The organism is Arthrobacter sp. R3-55 (assembly GCF_054161505.1).
Window position 1 is genome coordinate 3,833,641 of the sequence record NZ_CP096423.1, and the last position, 19,900, is coordinate 3,853,540.

The window sequence follows — 19,900 nt, forward strand, 5'->3', positions numbered from 1 at the left end:
TGAGTCCGTTAGTGTGGCGCTCGTGAAGGCTATTCGAAGGTTTACAGTCCGTACCGTCCTCCCCGAGCCCATCCGGCCCTTGGCCCGATTGGCGACCAATCTGCGCTGGTCCTGGCACCGGCCCACACGGGAACTTTTCGCGAGCCTGAACCCGGCTCTCTGGGAGGCCTCGCAGCACGACCCCATTGCCCTTCTGGGGTCCATCAGCCGCGAACAACTGCAGGACCTCGCAAACGACGGCGAACTGGTGAACCGCGTCCAGGAAGCCGCCTCGGATTTGGATCGCTACCTCAGCGAACCGCGCTGGTACCAAGGCCTCGGCGAAGACGCTCCCGCCTGCATCGCCTACTTCTCCCCCGAATTCGGCATCACCGAGGTTCTGCCCCAGTACTCCGGCGGCCTCGGCATCCTCGCCGGCGACCACCTCAAAGCCGCGTCCGACCTCGGCGTCCCGCTGATCGGCGTCGGGCTCCTCTACCAGGCCGGCTACTTCAAGCAGTCCCTGTCCCGCGACGCCTGGCAGCAGGAAACCTACCCGGTGCTTGACCCCGACGGCCTGCCGCTCACGCTTCTTCGACACCCCGGCAAGGACGGCATGCCCGGCAAGCCCGTCCACATCTCCCTCCCGCTGCCCAACGGCCGCGAGCTCCACGCGCACGTCTGGCGTGCCGACGTCGGACGCGTTCCGCTGCTGCTGCTGGACTCCAACGTTCCTTCCAACGACGAAGCCGCCCGCGGCATTACGGACCGCCTGTACGGCGGCGGAGGCGACCACCGGCTCCAGCAGGAACTCCTTCTGGGCATGGGCGGCGTCAAGGCCCTCCGCGTCTACCAGGAGCTCACCGGCACACCCGCGCCGGAAGTTTTCCACACCAATGAAGGCCACGCAGGATTCCTGGGCATTGAACGAATCCAGGAAGCGATGTCCGATCCCGCCGTGCCCCTCAGCTGGGACGAGGCCCTCGCAGCCGGACGCGCGTCAACCGTCTTCACGACGCACACGCCCGTCCCCGCAGGCATCGACCGCTTCGAGACCGTCCAGATCAAGCATTTCTTCGAAGCCGGACTGGCACCCGCCGTGCCCACCGACCGGATCCTGGAACTGGGCCGGGAAAACTTCGACGGCGGCAACCCCTCCGTCTTCAACATGGCGGTGATGGGTTTGCGCCTGGCGCAACGTGCCAACGGCGTGGCCAAACTTCACGGCGTAGTGTCCCGCGAAATGTTCGCCGGGCTGTGGCCAGGATTTGACCACTCTGAAATCCCCATCACGTCCGTCACCAACGGCGTCCACGTCCCCACCTGGGTGGATCCCCGCATCTCCACCCTGGCCCGCACCCAGTTCGGCGCGGAAGCCGAAGCGTTGGGCCGCTGGGACCTTGCCTACAACGTCAGCGACGAAGACGTCTGGGCATTGCGCCGGGAGCTGCGCGCCCAGCTCATCGAGGACGTCCGACGCCGGCTCCGGGCTTCCTGGAAGAAGCGCGGCGCGGCCGACGCCGAACTCGGCTGGACAGACTCCGTGCTGGACCCGGACGTGCTCACCATTGGCTTTGCACGCCGCGTACCCACCTACAAGCGGCTCACCCTCATGCTGCGCGACCCCGCACGCCTGAAGGCACTGCTGCTGGATCCCAAGCACCCCATCCAACTGGTCATCGCCGGCAAATCGCATCCCGCAGACGACGCCGGCAAGAAAATGATCCAGGACCTGGTCCGCTTCACCGACGATCCCGAAGTCCGGCACAGGATTGTGTTCCTGCCCAACTACGACATCGCCATGGCACGAACCCTGTTCCCGGGCTGCGACGTGTGGCTCAACAACCCGCTCCGTCCGCTGGAAGCCTGCGGCACCTCCGGCATGAAAGCGGCCATCAACGGCTCGCTCAACCTCTCCGTCCTGGACGGCTGGTGGGATGAAATGTTCGACGGCGAAAACGGCTGGGCAATCCCCACGGCCAACAACGGCGCCTCAGCCGACGAACGCGATGACATCGAAGCGTCCGCACTGTACGAGTTGCTCGAAAACCAGGTTGCCCCGCGCTTCTACGGCACCACGGTGGCCCAAGGCGCCGGAGCTGCAGGACCGTCCGAGTCCAGCCGCGAAACCGTGCCCACGCACTGGGTATCCATGATCAAGCACACCCTCGCGAACCTGGGCCCCGCCGTTTCGGCTGAACGCATGCTCCACGACTACGTCAACAACCTCTACTGCCCAGCCGCTGTATCCGGGCGCAGGGCTGTTGCCGAGGCCTTCAAGGAAGCCAAGGAACTCGCCGCCTGGACCACCAAGGTCCGGAACGCCTGGCCCCAGGTAGTGGTGGAACACGTTGACTCCGTGGGCGTCTCCGAGGAACCCCAGGTGGGCGACAGCCTTCAGGTCAACGCCTACGTGGCCCTCAACAGCCTCACCCCCGACGACGTCTCAGTCGAGGTAGCTTTTGGACGCGCGGAGGACTCCGACGAGCTCGAGGACGTGGTGGTGGCCGAACTGGACTCCCTGGAAGACCTCGGCGGCGGACGCCACCTCTTCCACGGCTCCCTGGTCATCAACCGCTCAGGCTCGTTCGGCTACACCGTCCGGGTATTCCCGAAGCACTCGGCGTTGGCATCGAAGGCTGAACTGGGATTGATCGCGAACGCCTAAGCCTTTGAAAGTGTATGGCCCCGCTTTTCCGTTGTTGCTCAACGACGGAAAAGCGGGCGGCCGCTCGGGGAGGGTACTGTTTTGCATCCACGAAGCTGGTTCGGGGGGGGAAACTCAGGTGGGATTGCTACGCGCGAATTGCAATAGCGGGATCTTGGCGACTGGCGACCCACGCGGGGTATATGGCGCTCACAATACCGGTGGTCGCACCCAGAAGGACTCCCACCAGCCATAGCTCCGGGGGCAATACGGGCGGCCAGGCCTGGATCCAGGAGACGCAAAGCGTGGTCACAGTTCCGATGATGCCGCCGAGCGTACCTGCTGTCATTCCAACGATGAAGCCCTCAAGGATGAAGGATCGGCAAATTAGCCATCGACTTGAGCCGATCGCTCGTCGAAGGGCTATCTCTGCCGATCGGTTCTGAACGGTCAGGTACATCGAGGAAGCCGCAGTGATGATCGCCAGGAGCATCAGGACCAGCGATAGCAAAGCGATGAGCGACCCGAGATCATTTGAGACATCCTGCCTGATTGACTGAATATCGGCTGTGACGTCTACTTTTGCCTTCCCCGGGTCGCTCGGCGAGTATGCAAGCGGTGCTACTCGGGCAATCGCAGCCGAGAAGCCCTTTTCGGTTCGAACTTGAACTTTTAGGTCTGATCTTGAGACGGCACGCATGATGCTGGTGTTTACGAATACGGAGTCAGCGTACTCAGGAAAGTTTGGGCCAGGTTCGAAGACACCAACAATCGGCACAAGTTGGTCATCGATCCATATGCTCACCCCTGCCGCCGGCCCGGATTTCTTGCTGTACGGTATGTCGAGCGCAATTGCCGCCTTTGTCGAGACTACTGCGAGTGGACCAGCTAGTGGGTCATCGAGGGCACTTCGGATGTTGTGGGGAATTAGCTCGATTCCGAAGTCATTGAAGTAGTTCTTCGAGGAGGAGTGAAGTGACAATGGCGTTTCGGGTTCCAGGTCGGAGGGCTTAACCCGTGTTATATGTACGTCTGCCGGAACCGCTGAGTACACATAGGACGCGCCGATTACATGAGGAAGACGGGCGATGCGATCTACCCCGGAGCGAAGTCCATCGAAATCATCTCGAAGCACGGCAGATCCGTCTTCGATGGAGATGGACAGCCGATCCTGTGAGGCGATAGCCAGCCGATTGTTTATGGCATTCGACGTCGTCGAACTGATACCCAGGGCACCCGTCATCCCCCCGATGGCAATCGCAAATGCAAGGACGAGAAGCATTGTTCGGAGGGTATGGGCCGAGAGCGCGCTCAGTGCATCGCCCCAGTCATCCATGAGGGAACACACGGTGCGAGAGACCCATGACCGCTGACTGGCTGCACCAAACGGCTCGAGGTCGACTGGAACCCTAGGTTGCGGCATTGGTTGGGAATTCGTTTCGACGTCACTCGTGATTCGACCGTCTCGGATCTCAATTCGGCGATCCGCTTGGTTCGCCACGTCCACATCATGGGTGATGACAATTACGGTGACACCTTCGGAGTTGAGTTTCCGAAGGTATTCAATGACCCGTCTGCTGTTGTTTGAGTCAAGATTGCCTGTTGGCTCGTCGGCAAGAATGATCCGCGGGTGCGTCGCAATTGCCCGTGCTATTGCAAGTCGTTGCCGTTCGCCGCCTGATAGGAGCTTGGCTTGGACCTTGCGTTTATGCTCCAGACCTACGAACTCCAGCGCGTCCAAGGCAGCCGACGCCCGCTCGTCCATCGGCACGCCTTGGACCCGTAATCCGATAGCAGCATTGCTGATCACACTATCTTCACCGATGACGTTTGAGGACTGGAAAACGAACCCAATCAGGCGTAATCGCATCGTGTCGAGGCTTCGTTCTGAAGCGGCGTCGACGGCTTGCCCACGAATGGCGAGACGTCCGGAGCTTGCTCTGTCCAACAAGCCCAAGACGTTCAAAAGCGTCGATTTCCCTGAGCCTGAAGGGCCCACAATGGACACGAACTCACCGGACTCAATTGCCAGTGAGACGTCAGATAGAGCGGGGGAATCGGCACCTGGATATGTACGCGATACTCTCTCCAGGCTGATCGCCAATGCGTTATCGGAGCCTGTATATTCTGCTCTGCGCGTGAGAGGCCCCGATCGTGAAATCGTCACGATATTTGGACCTCGTCACCTTGGCTGAGATCACCAGAGACTGCGGCGAAACCTCCCCCTGACCGAAGAATCGTGATGGCGACGCGCGTTGCGGGGACCTTTGCGTTTCTTCCGTCGCCCGAGCTTCTGAGAACGTAGGTGCCTTCGGCATCCTGTCGGATACCAGATAACGGCACAGCGAGGGCTTCTGCCGCGCTACCTTGGCCAGCCACCGTGACACTCAAGTTGGGAGTCAATAAGACCAGATCCGCCTTACTCGTAGGCTCAACCGTCACGGGATGTCCCGCACGTCGGCCATCTCCCGCATCAGTGAATGGACCCAGCCCAGTTATCCGTCCTGTCATTTGCTTTTCCGCGACCCTGACAGTGACATCCTGGCCTGCCTTAAGAGACTCAGCCTGCTGGACCTCGGCGATAAACTCCACGAAGTTATCTTCGGCCTGGAACATGGCGAGAGGACTTTCGGGCGTAACTTTCTGCCCTATGTTCAGCGCGGAGACAACGGTCGCGCTGGCGACGGGGAGGGCTATCAGTTGCCTGTATGGGATCGAGAGCGCGGGGGTTTTAGCGTCGACTGGTGCCGTGGTTTTTGGTGTAGCTCCCGGTTCGACTTGTTGACTTTGCTCGGTAGGCATTCTCCCGCTGCTCAAGGCGAAACCCTCGCTGGCAAAGAAAGAGGATGCAGCATCCATGGTTGCGCTGTCCATGTGACCAGATTCGGAGGAAGGGTACCCCAACTGCAGAAGTGCCCGTTGCAGCGCCAAAACGTCATCTCCCGCATCTCCTCGGGAAAGATTGCGATACAAAGGGAGCGGACCAGGCAGGACGAAATAGGGCTTGCCTGAAACCACACCTGCAAGGTCGCCCCACTTCAACGTGTCCCCCGCCTGAAGCGTCTGGCGCACGACAATCGGTTCCTGACCCTCTAAGTCAATGTGAATAGGCACCGCCGGTCCGGCCTTAACAACTCCTGAGTAGGTAAGACGGTCGTCGACGACACGGTTTTCAACCATGGCATAGACAGGAATCTCAGCCATGGAGTCCTCTGGCCGGATGATCTCTGATTGATCAAAGACGATTCCAGCGAGCAACCCCACCCCCGCGGACATAACTGCGGTGACTGCCAACAGGACGATTAGCCACCGTCGCGAGAGTCGACTCAATCCGACAGCTTCCGCAGCTCTCTGCCGGGGATGCTCATCGATCACTGCGTCTCTTTCAGTAACTTCTCAGCGGCATCTACATAGTTCTGGCTCTTCTTCTTGAGCTCGGTAAGAACTGCCTCATTCTGCTTGATAAGCGGCAGCTGGTAGCTTGCCTGAATATCACCGAGCGTTTGGGTGAGTTGGACTTCCTGGTTGCATTCGGCCTCAATCGTGGCGATTCGGACGCCCTCGGCTGTGTCCGACTTCGACGGGTTTTGCTGATCTGTCCTCGACTGCAGGTCAAAGGACTGCTGGCTCGACCACTTGGCGTTGGCGGCGTCCCGCCCGGGTGTCAGGCCAGCCGCTGAGATGCATTTGTCCCAGTCGCCCTTGGCATTCTTCCAAGCGTCAGTTTCTGATGCCATACCGAGACTTTTCACAGCGATCTCCGCTGCAGCACCACCATTCATCAGGTCATCAGGTGGAGTGACTTCATCGATCTTGCTCTTTTCACTGGCAAGACACTTGTACCTGGCATCCCCCCACGTACCTGCCTCGTCGTGCTTCTGGTTCGATTGAGCGTCTTCTCCAATAAGCCGGAAGCCGTGCTGCCTCACGCGATCAACGTTCCACACGCCGAAGTTCCGGTTCTCTGCCTTCGGATAAGCAGCATTCGGATCATCGACGAAGCCAAATTTCTTCATGCACGTGGTCATGATGACTTCCCTCGCCAGGAGAATCTGAGAGCGATCACGGGCCGAAATCCTATACGCGTCCACTGGGAATACGATCAGAGAGTTCTCGTAATCCAGATTCACTTTTCCCGATGAGTCCGGCGTGATTGAACTGTCCACACCCTCCGAACACGACGAAATAGCCAACGCTACGCCTATGGCAAGCGAGGCCACAAAATACCTTTTCCAGCATGCCCGTCGCTTAAGAGTTGTCCTCGACACCATCCCGCATCCAATCTCGTTTCTTACGCCTCGACTTAGTAGTAGCCGAGCCTCTTCACAGACAGGAACTTTGACCTGCCGATACTTTGATCAGCAGGTCAAAGCATGGTGCTATTCACATTTCGTTATGCGAACGGCCGCGTAGGTTTAGCCCCTGTGGAAGCTGCTGATGTTGTCATTCCACGTACCCAGGAAGGGTACATACCAACCCATGGCGCTATAGTCGTTAGCGCTGCCAAAGCCGGCACCGCCATAGTTGATGTCCTGCCACCAAGTGACGTAGTAGCCGAAGTTCTTTACCGAACTTGCCTTGTTATCAAACGACCCCATCCAGGTCGAGTTGTCGGCTCCGTATGTAGCGCCGCCGTAGTTATTGTCTGCATAGAAAATACTGGCATTCGCCGACTGACTGGCGGCAAAGAGCACCGAGGTAGATAGTGCGATGACAGCAGCCATCCGTGCAAGCTTCTTCATATCGTGATCCTCATTTCAGCTGGTGCGGAATGAGGTCAGCAATTAATCCTGCGCGTTCCCCAATACGCATTGACGTAGACCCTAAAGGCCCCTCAAAATGTATCGCTCGACACATTCAACGTCAAACTATGGTAATAACCGGAGAAAGCACAGAAATGTTTAAATTCTTGCGTCACGATTGGGTGGCACGCACCACTTAAGCGTCTCGGCGGGCATCACGAACGCACGGGAATCAATGCGGGGCCACTTCTCAGCTCTCCGTCAGAGCACGCAAGCCGCTGTTTGTGCAGTGGCCAGCAACCTTGGCGAGACTAATTCTCGAAAACGGCGATGACTGCGAGGTCGCGGCCAGCGTAGCGCTCTGCGTCTTGGAGGACTTCGCAGACCACTCCGAAGGACCGGTCTGTGCGGTAAGCGGCCGGGACCTGCCAGATCATGGTGACGGGTCCGCCGTCGTCCTCAGAGAGGGCATCGGCGTAGTCGTGCAGGGAGTCGTTCAGGGCGTCCAGGTTCACGCCGTAGTACTCGGGGAAGTCCAATACCTGGGCGAAGACTTCCAGGACCGCCTGCTTGGTGGTTGCCGGGGGGACCATCACGGTCCTGCGACCGGCGTCGGAAATCTGCTCCCGCAGTTCTTCCAGGGTCCAGGTGTCTGCGGAATAGATCTTCATGGGCTCCTACTTGCCTTCGATGATGAACGTGAACGAGTTGTAGTGGTCCGCGGTGTAGTACTTGGCGGCGTCCTTGCCCACGACGATCCTGCGGGCTCCGCGGTCCGACTCTCCGGGCGTCCTGACCGTGTACTCCTTGTAGAAGCCGCTGGTCTTCTTGGGCAGGAGGCCTTCAAAATTGCCGAAATTTCCGTCGTCTGCGCTGTACGGATAGGGGCCGCCCTTGGCGATCAGGGCCAGCGTTTGGCGGGCTTCCTTGGGCAACTGTGAGGCATTGATGGTGGGCAGCGTTGAGGGGTTTGCCACCGCGGCGGCCGACGACGACGCGGAGCCAGGCTCCGGCGTCGTGGTTGGCGCTGTTAGCCCGCCACCGCCCACCATGGCGACCACCAGCACGACGACGGCGATCACCAACCCCGCGAACGCCACCAGTTTGCTGCGGCTGCGGTTCATGCGAAGAGCTCCTGAAGGGTGTGTGTGCCTACGTGCGGTAGATGTTGATGGTGTTGGCTTGCAGGATATCCCGCTCGCCGGAGGCCACCAACGCGCCCTTCCGCCGTTCATGAAGCACCGACGTTGTGAAGCGGAGCTCAAACATGCGCTTGCCGATGCCCGTTTCACTCAGGATCTCCGGCAGCACCATCTTCACATCCTGGTTGCTACCGTTCACTACGATCAAGCCACGGATTTCGCTGTCCTCATGCCCCATCAGGAGCTGGACGGAGCGCACATTGGGATCGTTCCAGCGTGCGGGAGTCATCCGCTGGCCTTTGTCGTCAAACCATTGCAGGCTCGAATTGTTCGCGTTGCCGGGGAAACTTTCGGGCTGGTGCCGAAGGAACCAGCGACGGAGCCGGACCAGCTCACGTGTAGTCCGGAACATGGCATTGGCTTCCTGGGTGCGGCTCCAATCCAGCCATGCCGTGGGGTTGTCCTGGCAGTAGGCGTTGTTGTTGCCCTGCTGGGTCCGGCCAATTTCGTCGCCTGCCGTGATCATGGGGACCCCGAAGGACAACAGCAGGGTGGCCATCAGGTTGCGGATGGACAGGGCGCGGGCGGCAACAATGGCCTCGTTCTCGCTCCGGCCCTCAACGCCATGGTTGTAGCTTCGGTTGTCGCCGTGGCCGTCGCGGTTCTGCTCGCCGTTTGCCTCGTTGTGCTTACGGTCGTAGCTGACCAGGTCCTTCAACGTGAAACCGTCGTGGGCCGTGATGAAGTTGACCGACGCAAGCCGCGTACGTCCGGAGGATGCGAAGAGGTTCGCGGAACCGGCCATGAGTTCAGCCAACGATGCCACGGAACCGCCCTGGCCACCTGCTTCGATGGCGGCGCGGTCGGACAACCAGAAGCTGCGGACGCCGTCACGGAAATGGTCGTTCCAATCCGACCAACCGTGGGGGAAACGGCCTGTCTGCCAGCCACCGTAGCCGACGTCCCACGGCTCGGCAATGAGCTTGACCTCGGACAATACCGGGTCCTCCGCAATGGCCTGCAGGAAGGGATGCTGGGGGTCGAAGGAGTTGCCCGCGTCCCGGCACAAAGTCACGGCAAGGTCAAAGCGGAAGCCGTCCACGTGGAAGTCGTTCACCCAGTAACGCAGGGAATCCAAGGCCAGGTCCACCACCACGGGATCGCTGAAGTCCAAGGTGTTTCCGCAGCCAGTGGTGTCCAGGTAGCGCCCATGGGCATCGTGCCGGTAGTAGCGCTTCTCTGCGAGTCCACGGAAACTCAGCGGCGGTCCATCCGGACCAGCTTCGGCGGTGTGGTTGTACACCACGTCCAGGATGACCTCGATGCCCGCCGCGTGCAGCAACTTGATCATGCCCTTGAGCTCGTCCTGTACCGCGTGGGGACCGGCGTTGCGCGCTGCCTCCGTGGCGTAGTCCGAATGCGGCGCGAAGAAGGCGGCCGTGTTGTAGCCCCAGTAGTTGGTCATGCCCAGGTCCTGGAGGTGAGATTCATCCAGGTGGAAGTGGATGGGCAGGAGCTGCACGGCCGTGATGCCGAGCTCAGTGAGGTGCTGGATCATCACCGGATGGGCCATACCGGCGTAGGTGCCTCTGAGGTGCTCCGGGATGTCCGGGTGCAGCATCGTCTGTCCACGAACGTGTGCTTCGTAAATGACGGAAGTGCGCAAAGGAATGCGGGGTGGACGGTCGTCGCCCCAGTCAAAACCTGTTTCCACGTGCACGCTGGTGAGGAACTCGCCCCGCTGGTCCACAGCGCGGCCGTAGGGGTCGAGCAACAGCCGGTGTTCGCCGTCGTCGTCCAGGTCCACAGCCGGCAAGGACAGCGGAAAGCCGCGCTCGGACGATGCCTCGCGGAAACCGTAACGGGTGCCCGGCGGCATTCCGCTGACCAACCCGAAGTGCACGCCGTCTTCAATGTTGGGAAGGATGTGGGCGCGCCACGGCTCTCCGGGAGCCTGGAAGGCGATCTCTACTTCTGTCAGGCCGGGCGCGAAAACTGCCACGTTCACCTGGTGGTCCTGCGTTTTTTCGGCACCGTCAAGGCCGGGCTGGGGCGTGCTCAGTCCGAGGGGCCGTGGCCGCGAGGCGTCGACGGTAGCTGCTGTGTCAAAAATTGGCATAACCATTGCTTGCAAGTTTAGTTCCACGCCAAGTATGTGCCGCGCCGGCCGCGCATGTGACGACGTTCCACATCGCGATTTGATTACTTGCCTGCTGAGGGCCGGATTACTTGGGCCGCTCACGTGCTGGAACGCTGTTCCTGAGTCACCTTCGCGGCGGGGAGGCTACGTGAATAAGTCGCATGGACCGGCTGTTGTCCCGCCTGCTTGGCATACTGGGACGGAGACAACTGGAGGTTCTATCGTGCGTGTGGCACTCGCCCAAGTCATCACCGGCCGGGATCTGGCCGACAATCTGCGGCTCCTCGAGGAGAACGCCCGTCTGGCGAAAGACGGCGGCGCCGAATTGGTGGTCTTCCCCGAGGCCATGATGCGCGCGTTCGGGAATTCACTGCTGGACATTGCCGAACCCCTGGATGGGCCGTGGGCCGGCCGGGTGCGCGCCCTCGCCGACGAGTTGCAGCTGGTAATCGTGGCCGGCATGTTCACCCCCGGCAGTCCTTCGACTACAGGGGCCCGTCGCGTGCGTAACACGCTGCTGGCCACCGGCCCCGGCGTCGAGACGAGCTACGACAAGATCCATCTCTTTGACGCGTTTGGTTTCGCTGAGTCGGACACCGTTGAGGCGGGTACAGACCCCGTAACGTTCGACGCCGGCGGCCTCACCTTTGGTATGGCCACCTGCTACGACATCCGTTTCCCGGCTTTGTTCACGGCCAACGCCGATCGCGGCGCGGTGGTGAACATCGTCTCGGCGTCCTGGGGGTCCGGGCCGGGCAAAGCCGAGCAGTGGCAACTTCTTGCGCGCGCCCGCGCCGTGGACACCACCACGTTCGTGCTCGCGTGCGGCCAGGGCGATCCCGCCACGCAGGGCGTTGAGCCTCAAGGTGCCGCGCCCACAGGAGTGGGGTACTCCGCCGTCGTATCCCCGTTCGGCCAGGTCCTGGAGGCCCTTGACGGTGAACCCGGCTTGATCTTCTACGACTTGGACCCTGCCGTAGTCGAGGAAGCCCGCCAGAAACTCCCGGTGCTGACCAACCGCCGCCGGTTCTAACTCCCCCACCGGCCCTCGTTACCTTTTTCGTAGCCCGTTTCCTGGTGCAGGATATGGGTGTGCTGGCCTGCTGGTCCCGGCATGATTGCGACCCTCTGTTGATTCGATGATCTTGAGAGTGTTGTCACCGGGGTTGGTAGGTGCCGGGAGATCGCTGATAGGGGCAGGACAGTTCGGGAACGTCGTGCGTAACGTGGGTGCCGGGTCCTGACACCGCTGGCGGGCCAGTGCGGTAGTTGACTACGACTGAAGGTGCCAGATGATCAGGAACCACGACGCTGTCGAAGTGTTTATTGGTTTGGATGTTGGTAAGGGCGTCCATCATGCCGTTGCCGTGGACCGGGCCGGCAGGAAATTGCTGGACCGGGCGCTGCCCAACGACGAAGCCAAAATCCGGGAGATCATGGCCGAGCTGGAGGACAACGGCCGGATCCTGTTTGTTGTTGACCAGCCCGCGACCATCGGTGCGCTTCCCGTCGCGGTGGCCCAGGCCGCCGGGGTGCTGGTCGGCTACCTGCCGGGCCTGGCGATGCGCCGGATCGCGGATCTTCACCCCGGAGAGGCGAAAACCGATGCCCGGGATGCGTTCATCATCGCCGAGGCCGCCAGGACCATGCCGCATGCCCTGCGCTCGGTTCAGTTGGTCGATGAGCAGCTCGCTGAGCTGAGCATGCTGTGTGGGTTCGACGATGATCTGGCCAAGCAGGCCACGGCGACTTCGAACCGGATCCGCGGGCTGCTCACGCAGATCCACCCAGCTTTGGAAAGGGTGCTCGGACCCTACATGGACCACCCGGCGGTGCTGGATCTGCTGCGGACCTGGCCTACCCCTGAAGCTCTCCGTCATGCGGGCCGGCGTCGGATCGGGAACCGGCTGACCAAACTCGCTCCGCGCATGGGTGAACGTCTTGCCGATGAAATCATCGAGGCCTTGGGCCGGCAAACCGTCACTGTCGTGGGAACGAACGCCGCAACCATCGTGCTGCCCCAGCTCGCGGCCATGCTCGCCGGGCTCAACGAAAGCCGCGCAACGGTCCTGACCCAGGTCGAGACTCTTGTGGAGGCCCACCCTCTTCACCCGGTCCTGATGTCTCTGCCGGCCGTGGGCATCAGGACCGCTGCACGAATCCTCACCGAAGTCGCCGGGAAAGACTTCCCCACCGCAGGGCACCTGGCCTCTTACGCGGGGCTGGCCCCTGTTACCTGGCGATCCGGGTCTTCCATCCGTGGCGATCATTCCTCCAGGAAAGGCAACAAAGTCCTCAAACGAACCCTGTTCCTCTCCGCTTTCGCAGCGCTCAAAGACCCGCCCTCCCGGGCCTACTATGACCGCAAACGAGCCGAAGGAAAACGCCACAACCAGGCACTCATCGCCCTGGCGCGACGACGCTGCGACACCCTCTACGCCATGCTCCGCGACGGCACCCTCTACCAACCCCCGCAACCGCTTGACGAAAAACATAGGGGCACTCCCACATCCCTAGCCCTTCCCGCCGGCCCTCTCGCACATCCCTAGCCCTTCCCACCGGCGCTCTCGCACATCCCTAGCCCTTCCCACCGGCCCTCTCGCACATCCCTAGGGCTCGGAGTGAAGGAAAGCACGTGGGATACCGGCTTCACAGGGATCGAGAAACTCAAGGGAGCGTCACGCCGGCCTGAGCAACGGGGCCAGGTGTCGTGGGCGTCCGCCCCCTAACCCGTGGGACATGAGCGAGCGTTCGACTCAAACCCTAGGGACATGAGCGAGCGTTTGCGGTCGTATGGTTTTCTGAGACAGCTTGATGGGAGATTCGCTTCAGATGACCACGCCCAGAAGAAAATATGATGCTGCGTTCCGCGAGGAAGCAGTGCAGCTGGTTTTGTCCACTGATCGGTCGGTGAAACAGGTAGCTGAGGAGATCGGGGTGAAGGAAAGCACGTTGGGCAACTGGCTCGCGCGGGCCCGTCAGCGTTCCCCTGGTGGTCCGGCACTGGTCCCGGTGCCCGATCGTGGGCCCGTGGAATGGGAAGAGCATCAGAAGGCTTTGGCCGAGAACGCGCGGTTGAAGGCTGAGGTTGAGTTCTTGGGAAAAGTCAGCGCCTTCTTTGCCGCGAAGCAAAAGTAGAGGACTTCTACTCAGACCCTAGGGACATGAGCGAGCGTTCGACTCAAACCCTAGGGACATGAGCGAGCGTTCGACTCAAACCCTAGGGACATGAGCGAGCGTTCGACTCAAACCCTAGGGACCTGAAAGAGCGTGCGGCTCAAGCCCGAGGGATGTGCGAGAGCGTTGGTAATCGTTGATGACACGGGGCACACGAAAGGCGCCGCAAGGGCCGTCCGGAAGCGTGCGTCAAAGCGACGAAGGAGCAGCACGCGGAGGATGGCGCTTGCGGCGCCTTAGCGAGAGGATGGCGCTTGCGGCGCCTTAGCGAGAGGACGGCGCTTGCGGCGCCTTAGCGAAGACTACTTGGCGGCGCGCTGCCTCGACACTTCGTACAGCGAGATACCAACGGCCATGGAGGCGTTGAGTGACTCCATGGCGGAGTCGATCGGGATGGAGACGATCTGGTCGCAGTTTTCGCGGACCAGCCTGCTCAGGCCCTTGCCTTCGGAACCGACCACGATGCAAACGGGCTCGGTTGCCACAGTGAGGTCCGGCAGTGAGACGTCGCCGTCGCCGTCCAAGCCAAGGACATAGATGCCCATGTTCTTGAATTGCTTGAGCGCGTTGTTAAGGTTCGACGCGCGGGCCACTGGCACGCGGACAGCGGCACCTGCGCTGGTCTTCCAAGCGGACGCGGTGACGCCCACGGAGCGGCGTTCGGGAACGATCACGCCGTGGCCGCTGAACGCCGACACGGAGCGGATGATCGCACCAAGGTTGCGGGGATCGGTAATGCCGTCCAGTGCCACGAAAATGGGGGCGTTGGAGATGTGCCCCTTCTTCCATTTGGCCAGCGTCGTCTCGGCGAGGTCGTAGGCGTCCTCGTACTCGTACGGCGGGATCTGCAGGACCAGGCCCTGGTGGACAGCGTCCTCGGTCATGCGGTCCAGCTCAACCTTGCCGGTTTCGAGCAGGGGGATGCCACGCTCGGCCGCAAGTTTGAGGGATTCCTTGACGCGGTCGTCCATCTCAATGCGGATGGCGACGTGCAGTGCCTTGGCCGGGATGCCGGCGCGGAGGGCTTCGACCACCGAGTTGCGGCCGGTGACCAGCTCTTCGGTTGCACGGCCCTTGGGGCCGGAGCGTGCACCGGCGCCACCCTGGCGGGGACCTGTGCCGCGCTTGGCAGCTGAGCGTTCAGCCAGCTGCTTGTTCTTGTATGCCTTGTGGTAGGTGCGGTCCTCCGCCTTGGGCGTGGGACCCTTGCCCTCCAGGGCCTTGCGGCCGTGGCCACCGGTTCCGGTGGAGGGGCCCTTCTTCTGCTTGACCGACCGGCGACCGTTGTTGGCCATGAGTTTCCATCCTTGATTTTGTGAGTAAGTCTGGAATCAAGTCTACTGACCCGATGCAATTCGGCCGCCGCGGCCTTTTGTCAGTCGCGCTTGAGGCTCCAAGTGGCCCCGTCCGCACCATCTTCGACCACGACGCCCGCAGCAGCCAGGGTGTCCCGGATCGCATCGGATGCAGCCCAGTCCTTAGCGGCCCTGGCGGCAGCGCGCGCTTCAAGCTGGGCTTCGATCAGCACTTCCAAGGCGGCGTGCTCGCGGCCTTGAACAGCTTCCGGACGTTTCACCGCATCCAGGCCCAGCACCTCTGTCATGGACAGGACGCTGTACAGGGCGGCTTTCGCAGAGTCCAGATCACCCGAAGCCAGCGCGGTGTTTCCTGCCCGCACGGTTTCGTGGAGGACGCCAAGCGCCTGCGGGACGTTGAGGTCGTCGTCCATGGCCGCGATGAAAGCAGCGGGCATGTTGGCCTGCGGGGAAACGTCCGAGGCGGCGGTGCCCACCTTGGCGGATGCCTTGTGGATGAAACCGTCAATACGCTCGACGGCGGCGGCGGCCTCCTGCAGCGAGGTGGGACGGTAGTCCAGGATGGAGCGGTAGTGGGCCTGGCCCAAGTAGTAGCGGACCACACGGGGAGATGCCAGTTCCAGCATTTCGGCCGGGCTCACCGTATTGCCGATGGACTTGGACATCTTTTCACCCTGGTAGGTGACCATGCCGTTATGCATCCAGAAGTTCGCGAAGTCGTCGCCTGCGGCCTGGGACTGGGCCATCTCATTCTCGTGGTGCGGGAAGCGAAGATCCAGTCCTCCACCGTGGATGTCGAACCGCGGGCCAAGGTATTTGGTGACCATGGCCGAGCACTCCAAGTGCCAGCCGGGACGTCCGGCACCCCAAGGGGACTCCCACTTGGCGGTGACGGGTTCACCGTCCTTGAAACCCTTCCACAGCGCGAAGTCGCGGGGATCCCGCTTACCGCGGGGGTCCGCGTCCGCGGCTCCCTGCATGTCGTCAATGTTCTGCCGCGTCAGCGAGCCGTACTTGCTCCAGGAGCGGACATCGAAGTAGACGTCGCCGGAATCGTCCAGGGCGGGGTAAGCGTGGCCTCGGTCGATGAGGCGCTGGATGAGCGCGTGCATCTCCGGGATGTGGCCCGTGGCGCGGGGCTCGTAGGTGGGCCGTTGGACACCCAGGGAGTCGTAGGCGTTCTGGAATTCCTGCTCGTAGCGGTAGGCCAACGCCCACCACTCTTCGGCTTGCCGTGCCGATGGTTCGGAGTCCCAGTCCGGCCCGAAGGATTGGGCGGACTTGGCGAGGATTTTGTCGTCGATATCCGTGACGTTGCGAACCACGGTGACGCGGAGGCCGCGGAACTCAAGCCAGCGGTTCAGTTGGTCAAACGCAATGGCCGACCTGACGTGGCCTACGTGCGGCATTCCTTGGACAGTGGCCCCGCAGTAATACACGCTGGCCTTGCCGTCTTCGAGGGGAACGAAGTCGCGGACTTCGGCGGAGGCGGTGTCATAGAAGCGCAGGGTCACCGCTCCAGATTAGCCGATGACGCGGCGTGACCTGCCTACTTGCAGTATTCGCCGATCTTATTGAACTGCACCGTGAGCTTTTCCTGCTGGTCCTTGGTGGTTGCCCCGAGCGATGAAGCAGCCGCTTCGTCCATGATCGCCGCCATTTCCTTGATCGGGTTTCCGATCTCCGGAGCCAGCTTGTCCGCGATCTCGTGATAGTGGGCAGCGATCTGTTTGGACTGCTGCTGTTGGTTACCGTCTGGCTTGAAGGTGTCATTGTCCAAGAATTCGCAGCTGGCCGCCACGTCCATTTTCGGCGTCCCGGCGCAACCGCCCACCAGGAGCGCGGCGGCGAGCCCTAGGGAAAGCATCACCGCGGAACGCACGACGCCGGCGCCGGGCTTAGGCATGCGGGGCACCTTTAGCAGGGCCCGGCTCTGCCGCGGTGGCTTGGTGGGCGGGCACCGGATACACCAGGGCGGTGGCAACGGCGGAAATTCCTTCGCCACGGCCGGTAAACCCCAGTCCGTCACTGGTAGTGGCCGTGACGCTCACGGGAGCGCCCGCTGCTTCGCTCAGGACACGTTGGGATTCTTCCCGGCGTGGACCGAACTTGGGCCGGTTGGCCACGAACTGCACAGCGACGTTGCCGATTTCGAAGCCGGCTGCCCGGACAATACGGGCGGCTTCGCCGAGGAGTTTGACCCCTGAGGCCCCGGCGAACTCGGGCCTGTCAGTCCCGAAGTGGGTGCCCAGATCCCCGATTCCGCAGGCAGAGAAAAGTGCATCTGCGGCAGCATGTGCCACGCAGTCGCCGTCGGAATGCCCTGAGAGTCCTTGCTCTCCTTCCCAGAAGAGCCCGCCCAACCAGAGCGGCTGGGGGTCCTCCGCGGGGGCAAACGCGTGCACATCGATACCGACACCGGTTCGGGGCAGGATCATGTCCTGGCTCAGTGTCATCAGCCTTCCACCCAACGGATTCCCAGGGGGCCTTCCAAGAGGCCTTCGGCAATGATGAGGTCCAGCGGCGTGGTGATCTTCAGGGATTGGCTGGCTCCCCGAACGGCGTGGACCGGAACGCCCAACAGTTCCACCAGCATGGCGTCATCAGTCACGGCTGCGGCTTGTTTGTCATCAAACAGTTCCGCAGCGGCGTGGGCTCGGCGCAAGGTGGCCAGCTCGAAGCCCTGCGGGGTCTGTACGGCCCTGAGGTGTTCGCGCGGCGCGGTTCCGGCGACAACTTCCGGGGCGATGGATGAGTCCGTACCGGTGGTCTCCGCGACCGTCTTGATGGTGTCCACCACTGGCATGGCCGGAATCACGGCCTTCGCACCGGCGGCCAAGGCGTCGGCGACGCGCTGGAAGACGCGCTCCGGAGTCAAGGCGCGGGCTGCATCATGCACCAGCACGAATTCGGTGCCGTCTTCCAAAGCAGCCAACGCAGCCCGGACGGAATCCGCGCGGGAGGAACCGCCGTCGACCACGGAAATTTCAGGGCCACCGTCCACCAAATCAATGGTGAAGTTGGAGATCGACTCCCGCAGCGCCGTGTCACCTTTGGGCACGGCGATGCATATCTGGCGCGCAACATCCGCGGCAACCACACCGCGGAGGGCGTGCATCAGGATGGTTTCGCCGCCCAGTGGAACCTGGGCTTTGGGCATGCCGTAGCCGAGGCGTTCACCGGAGCCGGCGGCAACCACGATCACGGCCGTAACGGCGCGCTTGGAAGGAATACTCATGCGCCCAAGGTTACTGAAGATACTTGATCAACGAGTATCTCCGGGTACTTTGCGGGCAAAAAGAAACCCGGCGGCGCTTTCGCACCACCGGGGATCAATTCTTAGGAAGCCAAGACCTCGTCAAGAACGCTTGCAGCCTTCTCTTCGTCCGTCTTCTCCGCCAGGGCCAGTTCTGAAATCAGAATCTGCCGCGCCTTGGCCAGCATCCGCTTCTCGCCTGCGGAAAGGCCGCGATCGTGATCACGACGCCAAAGATCGCGAACGACCTCTGCCACCTTGATGACATCGCCTGAAGCAAGCTTCTCCAGGTTCGCCTTGTAACGACGTGACCAGTTGGTAGGCTCTTCAGTGAACTCGGCGCGGAGAACGTCAAATACGTGCTCCAAGCCTTCTTTGCCCACTACGTCCCGGACCCCAACAAGGTCAACGTTCTCTGCTGGAACTTCAATGGTCAGATCACCCTGAGCCACCTTGAGCTTGAGATACATCTTCTCTTCGCCCTTGATGGTGCGCATCTTGATTTCCTCAATTTTTGCTGCACCGTGGTGAGGGTAAACTACTGTCTCGCCGACCTCAAAAACCATGTGGACTTTCCCCTTTCCCGCAGATTAGTCTATCACGATTAAGGCATACGACTGGCACTCGAAGGGCGCTTCTACCGCGCCAATACAGGGAAAAAGGCCTTAAACGACTTCCTCCAAGGTCTTGACGTATTCGGGGAAAGATGCATCGAGCAAGCAAGGTGCGAGCAAGATCTCCCCTGGCAGCAGCGCCATAATGCCTCCCCGAATCCTTACTTTGGTCCGTTTGCCGATAGGCTATGGCTGAAAAGTGTTCCAATGACTCTTGAGGAGTAGGTGTCGTGCGCAATACTGCGATGAACCCTGTCCAGCGCGGCAAGCTGGCAATTGCGGCGGCTGCAATCGGCGTCGGTCTTCTGTCCGTCACCGGCTGCGGATTCGTCAACGCCCAGCAGACTACCCACCAGTACTCGGCATCGGACGGGATCAAAGCTGATCTCGGTCCCCTGCAGCTGCGCAACATCCTGATTGTTGCCTCCGGTGAGAACGAGCCCGGCCGGGTGATCGGTGCTGTGTTCAACCAGTCCAGCTCGGATGCGACGCTCACCGTCAGTGGTGCAAACGGCGCCCAGACGGAGATCCCGGTGAAGGCCAACGGGGAGACGTTCCTCAACGACACTGCGGATGCAGCGATCCTCAGCACCGCCGGTGTCATCCCCGGCGGCTTGGTCCCGATCACCATCCGCAGCGGATCCGACTCAGCCACGGTCAACGTCCCGGTACTGGACGGCACCTTGCCCGAATACGCCAAGTACCTGCCCACCACCCCGAGCCCCACGGCGACACCGACGTCCACGTCCACGTCCTCCGAGGCTCCGGCCGCCGGCCACTAAGCCCCGGCACCAGCACGTAGAAGCAACAGCACGTAGAAGCAACAAGGAAGGGTCCCGCCGAGAGGCGGGACCCTTCCTTTGTTGGTGCTGCAGATGTTGGTGCTG

At 61.6% G+C, this 19,900-nt stretch carries 18 protein-coding genes; 5 read left to right on the forward strand and 13 right to left on the reverse strand.

The window, feature by feature from the left end:
- Positions 1–22 precede the first annotated feature (22 nt).
- The gene (glgP, locus tag M1D51_RS17485; protein WP_458107394.1) at positions 23–2,647 is read left to right on the forward strand and encodes an alpha-glucan family phosphorylase; all 2,625 of its coding nucleotides are present in this window, start codon (positions 23–25) and stop codon (positions 2,645–2,647) included.
- Between the two features lie 127 nt (positions 2,648–2,774).
- On the opposite strand, the gene M1D51_RS17490 is transcribed toward glgP, so the two are convergent.
- From M1D51_RS17490 to glgX, 7 genes are all read right to left on the reverse strand, one after another.
- Positions 2,775–4,730, reverse strand: a complete 1,956-nt coding sequence (locus tag M1D51_RS17490; protein WP_458107395.1) for an ABC transporter ATP-binding protein/permease — start codon at positions 4,728–4,730, stop codon at positions 2,775–2,777.
- Between the two features lie 59 nt (positions 4,731–4,789).
- Entirely contained in the window at positions 4,790–5,830 is a 1,041-nt protein-coding gene (locus tag M1D51_RS17495) for a hypothetical protein (protein WP_458107396.1), read from the reverse strand.
- 167 nt (positions 5,831–5,997) lie between these two features.
- Entirely contained in the window at positions 5,998–6,846 is an 849-nt protein-coding gene (locus M1D51_RS17500; protein WP_458107397.1) for a hypothetical protein, read from the reverse strand.
- 195 nt (positions 6,847–7,041) lie between these two features.
- Positions 7,042–7,368 (reverse strand): hypothetical protein, encoded by a 327-nt coding sequence (locus tag M1D51_RS17505; protein WP_207596381.1) that lies wholly within the window; start codon positions 7,366–7,368, stop codon positions 7,042–7,044.
- 311 nt (positions 7,369–7,679) lie between these two features.
- Positions 7,680–8,039 carry a barstar family protein gene (locus M1D51_RS17510; RefSeq protein ID WP_354232656.1) on the reverse strand — a complete coding sequence of 120 codons (360 nt, stop codon included), beginning with the start codon at positions 8,037–8,039 and terminating at the stop codon, positions 7,680–7,682.
- Between the two features lie 6 nt (positions 8,040–8,045).
- The gene (locus M1D51_RS17515) at positions 8,046–8,492 is read right to left on the reverse strand and encodes a ribonuclease domain-containing protein (RefSeq protein WP_458107398.1); all 447 of its coding nucleotides are present in this window, start codon (positions 8,490–8,492) and stop codon (positions 8,046–8,048) included.
- Between the two features lie 28 nt (positions 8,493–8,520).
- Positions 8,521–10,635, reverse strand: a complete 2,115-nt coding sequence (gene glgX / locus M1D51_RS17520) for a glycogen debranching protein GlgX (RefSeq protein WP_458107399.1) — start codon at positions 10,633–10,635, stop codon at positions 8,521–8,523.
- A gap of 238 nt (positions 10,636–10,873) precedes the next feature.
- Between glgX and M1D51_RS17525 the strand changes: the two genes are divergently transcribed.
- The 3 genes from M1D51_RS17525 to M1D51_RS17535 all read left to right on the forward strand — a co-directional run bounded on the left by M1D51_RS17525 (position 10,874) and on the right by M1D51_RS17535 (position 13,788).
- On the forward strand, positions 10,874–11,683 hold the full coding sequence (locus M1D51_RS17525; protein WP_458107400.1) for a carbon-nitrogen hydrolase family protein: 810 nt from the start codon (positions 10,874–10,876) through the stop codon (positions 11,681–11,683).
- A 259-nt stretch (positions 11,684–11,942) separates the two neighbouring features.
- A complete protein-coding gene (locus M1D51_RS17530) occupies positions 11,943–13,199 on the forward strand; it encodes an IS110 family RNA-guided transposase (RefSeq protein WP_458107401.1) in 1,257 nt (418 codons plus the stop codon).
- A 283-nt stretch (positions 13,200–13,482) separates the two neighbouring features.
- Positions 13,483–13,788, forward strand: a complete 306-nt coding sequence (locus M1D51_RS17535; RefSeq protein ID WP_458107402.1) for a transposase — start codon at positions 13,483–13,485, stop codon at positions 13,786–13,788.
- Positions 13,789–14,129: 341 nt separating this feature from the next.
- Here M1D51_RS17535 and rlmB read toward each other — a convergent pair whose 3' ends face one another.
- The 6 genes from rlmB to M1D51_RS17565 form a co-directional block, all read right to left on the reverse strand.
- Positions 14,130–15,122 carry a 23S rRNA (guanosine(2251)-2'-O)-methyltransferase RlmB gene (gene rlmB, locus M1D51_RS17540; protein ID WP_026542164.1) on the reverse strand — a complete coding sequence of 331 codons (993 nt, stop codon included), beginning with the start codon at positions 15,120–15,122 and terminating at the stop codon, positions 14,130–14,132.
- Between the two features lie 80 nt (positions 15,123–15,202).
- Positions 15,203–16,657, reverse strand: coding sequence for a cysteine--tRNA ligase (gene cysS / locus M1D51_RS17545; RefSeq protein ID WP_458107403.1), 1,455 nt, complete (start codon positions 16,655–16,657; stop codon positions 15,203–15,205).
- Between the two features lie 35 nt (positions 16,658–16,692).
- The gene (locus M1D51_RS17550; RefSeq protein WP_458107404.1) at positions 16,693–17,049 is read right to left on the reverse strand and encodes a hypothetical protein; all 357 of its coding nucleotides are present in this window, start codon (positions 17,047–17,049) and stop codon (positions 16,693–16,695) included.
- Positions 17,042–17,599 carry a 2-C-methyl-D-erythritol 2,4-cyclodiphosphate synthase gene (gene ispF / locus M1D51_RS17555; RefSeq protein ID WP_458107405.1) on the reverse strand — a complete coding sequence of 186 codons (558 nt, stop codon included), beginning with the start codon at positions 17,597–17,599 and terminating at the stop codon, positions 17,042–17,044. Before ispF ends, M1D51_RS17550 begins: the two co-directional genes overlap by 8 nt.
- On the reverse strand, positions 17,599–18,381 hold the full coding sequence (gene ispD / locus M1D51_RS17560; protein ID WP_458107406.1) for a 2-C-methyl-D-erythritol 4-phosphate cytidylyltransferase: 783 nt from the start codon (positions 18,379–18,381) through the stop codon (positions 17,599–17,601). Before ispD ends, ispF begins: the two co-directional genes overlap by 1 nt.
- A 101-nt stretch (positions 18,382–18,482) precedes the next feature.
- A complete protein-coding gene (locus tag M1D51_RS17565) occupies positions 18,483–18,965 on the reverse strand; it encodes a CarD family transcriptional regulator (protein ID WP_011690592.1) in 483 nt (160 codons plus the stop codon).
- A 293-nt stretch (positions 18,966–19,258) separates the two neighbouring features.
- On the opposite strand from M1D51_RS17565, the gene M1D51_RS17570 reads away from it, so the two are divergent.
- Positions 19,259–19,795 carry a hypothetical protein gene (locus M1D51_RS17570; RefSeq protein WP_172325475.1) on the forward strand — a complete coding sequence of 179 codons (537 nt, stop codon included), beginning with the start codon at positions 19,259–19,261 and terminating at the stop codon, positions 19,793–19,795.
- Positions 19,796–19,900 lie beyond the last annotated feature (105 nt).

Excerpts from the sequence above, each read along its gene's own strand:
- M1D51_RS17535 (WP_458107402.1), top strand. The coding sequence starts at position 13,483 with ATGACCACGCCCAGAAGAAAATATGATGCTGCGTTCCGCGAGGAAGCA.
- M1D51_RS17515 (WP_458107398.1), bottom strand. The coding sequence starts at position 8,492 with ATGAACCGCAGCCGCAGCAAACTGGTGGCGTTCGCGGGGTTGGTGATC.
- M1D51_RS17570 (WP_172325475.1), top strand. The coding sequence starts at position 19,259 with ATGAACCCTGTCCAGCGCGGCAAGCTGGCAATTGCGGCGGCTGCAATC.
- M1D51_RS17495 (WP_458107396.1), bottom strand. The coding sequence starts at position 5,830 with ATGGCTGAGATTCCTGTCTATGCCATGGTTGAAAACCGTGTCGTCGAC.
- ispF (WP_458107405.1), bottom strand. The coding sequence starts at position 17,599 with ATGACACTGAGCCAGGACATGATCCTGCCCCGAACCGGTGTCGGTATC.
- M1D51_RS17565 (WP_011690592.1), bottom strand. The coding sequence starts at position 18,965 with ATGGTTTTTGAGGTCGGCGAGACAGTAGTTTACCCTCACCACGGTGCA.
- M1D51_RS17505 (WP_207596381.1), bottom strand. The coding sequence starts at position 7,368 with ATGAAGAAGCTTGCACGGATGGCTGCTGTCATCGCACTATCTACCTCG.
- glgX (WP_458107399.1), bottom strand. The coding sequence starts at position 10,635 with ATGGTTATGCCAATTTTTGACACAGCAGCTACCGTCGACGCCTCGCGG.
- M1D51_RS17510 (WP_354232656.1), bottom strand. The coding sequence starts at position 8,039 with ATGAAGATCTATTCCGCAGACACCTGGACCCTGGAAGAACTGCGGGAG.
- M1D51_RS17550 (WP_458107404.1), bottom strand. The coding sequence starts at position 17,049 with ATGCCTAAGCCCGGCGCCGGCGTCGTGCGTTCCGCGGTGATGCTTTCC.
- rlmB (WP_026542164.1), bottom strand. The coding sequence starts at position 15,122 with ATGGCCAACAACGGTCGCCGGTCGGTCAAGCAGAAGAAGGGCCCCTCC.
- ispD (WP_458107406.1), bottom strand. The coding sequence starts at position 18,381 with ATGAGTATTCCTTCCAAGCGCGCCGTTACGGCCGTGATCGTGGTTGCC.
- M1D51_RS17530 (WP_458107401.1), top strand. The coding sequence starts at position 11,943 with ATGATCAGGAACCACGACGCTGTCGAAGTGTTTATTGGTTTGGATGTT.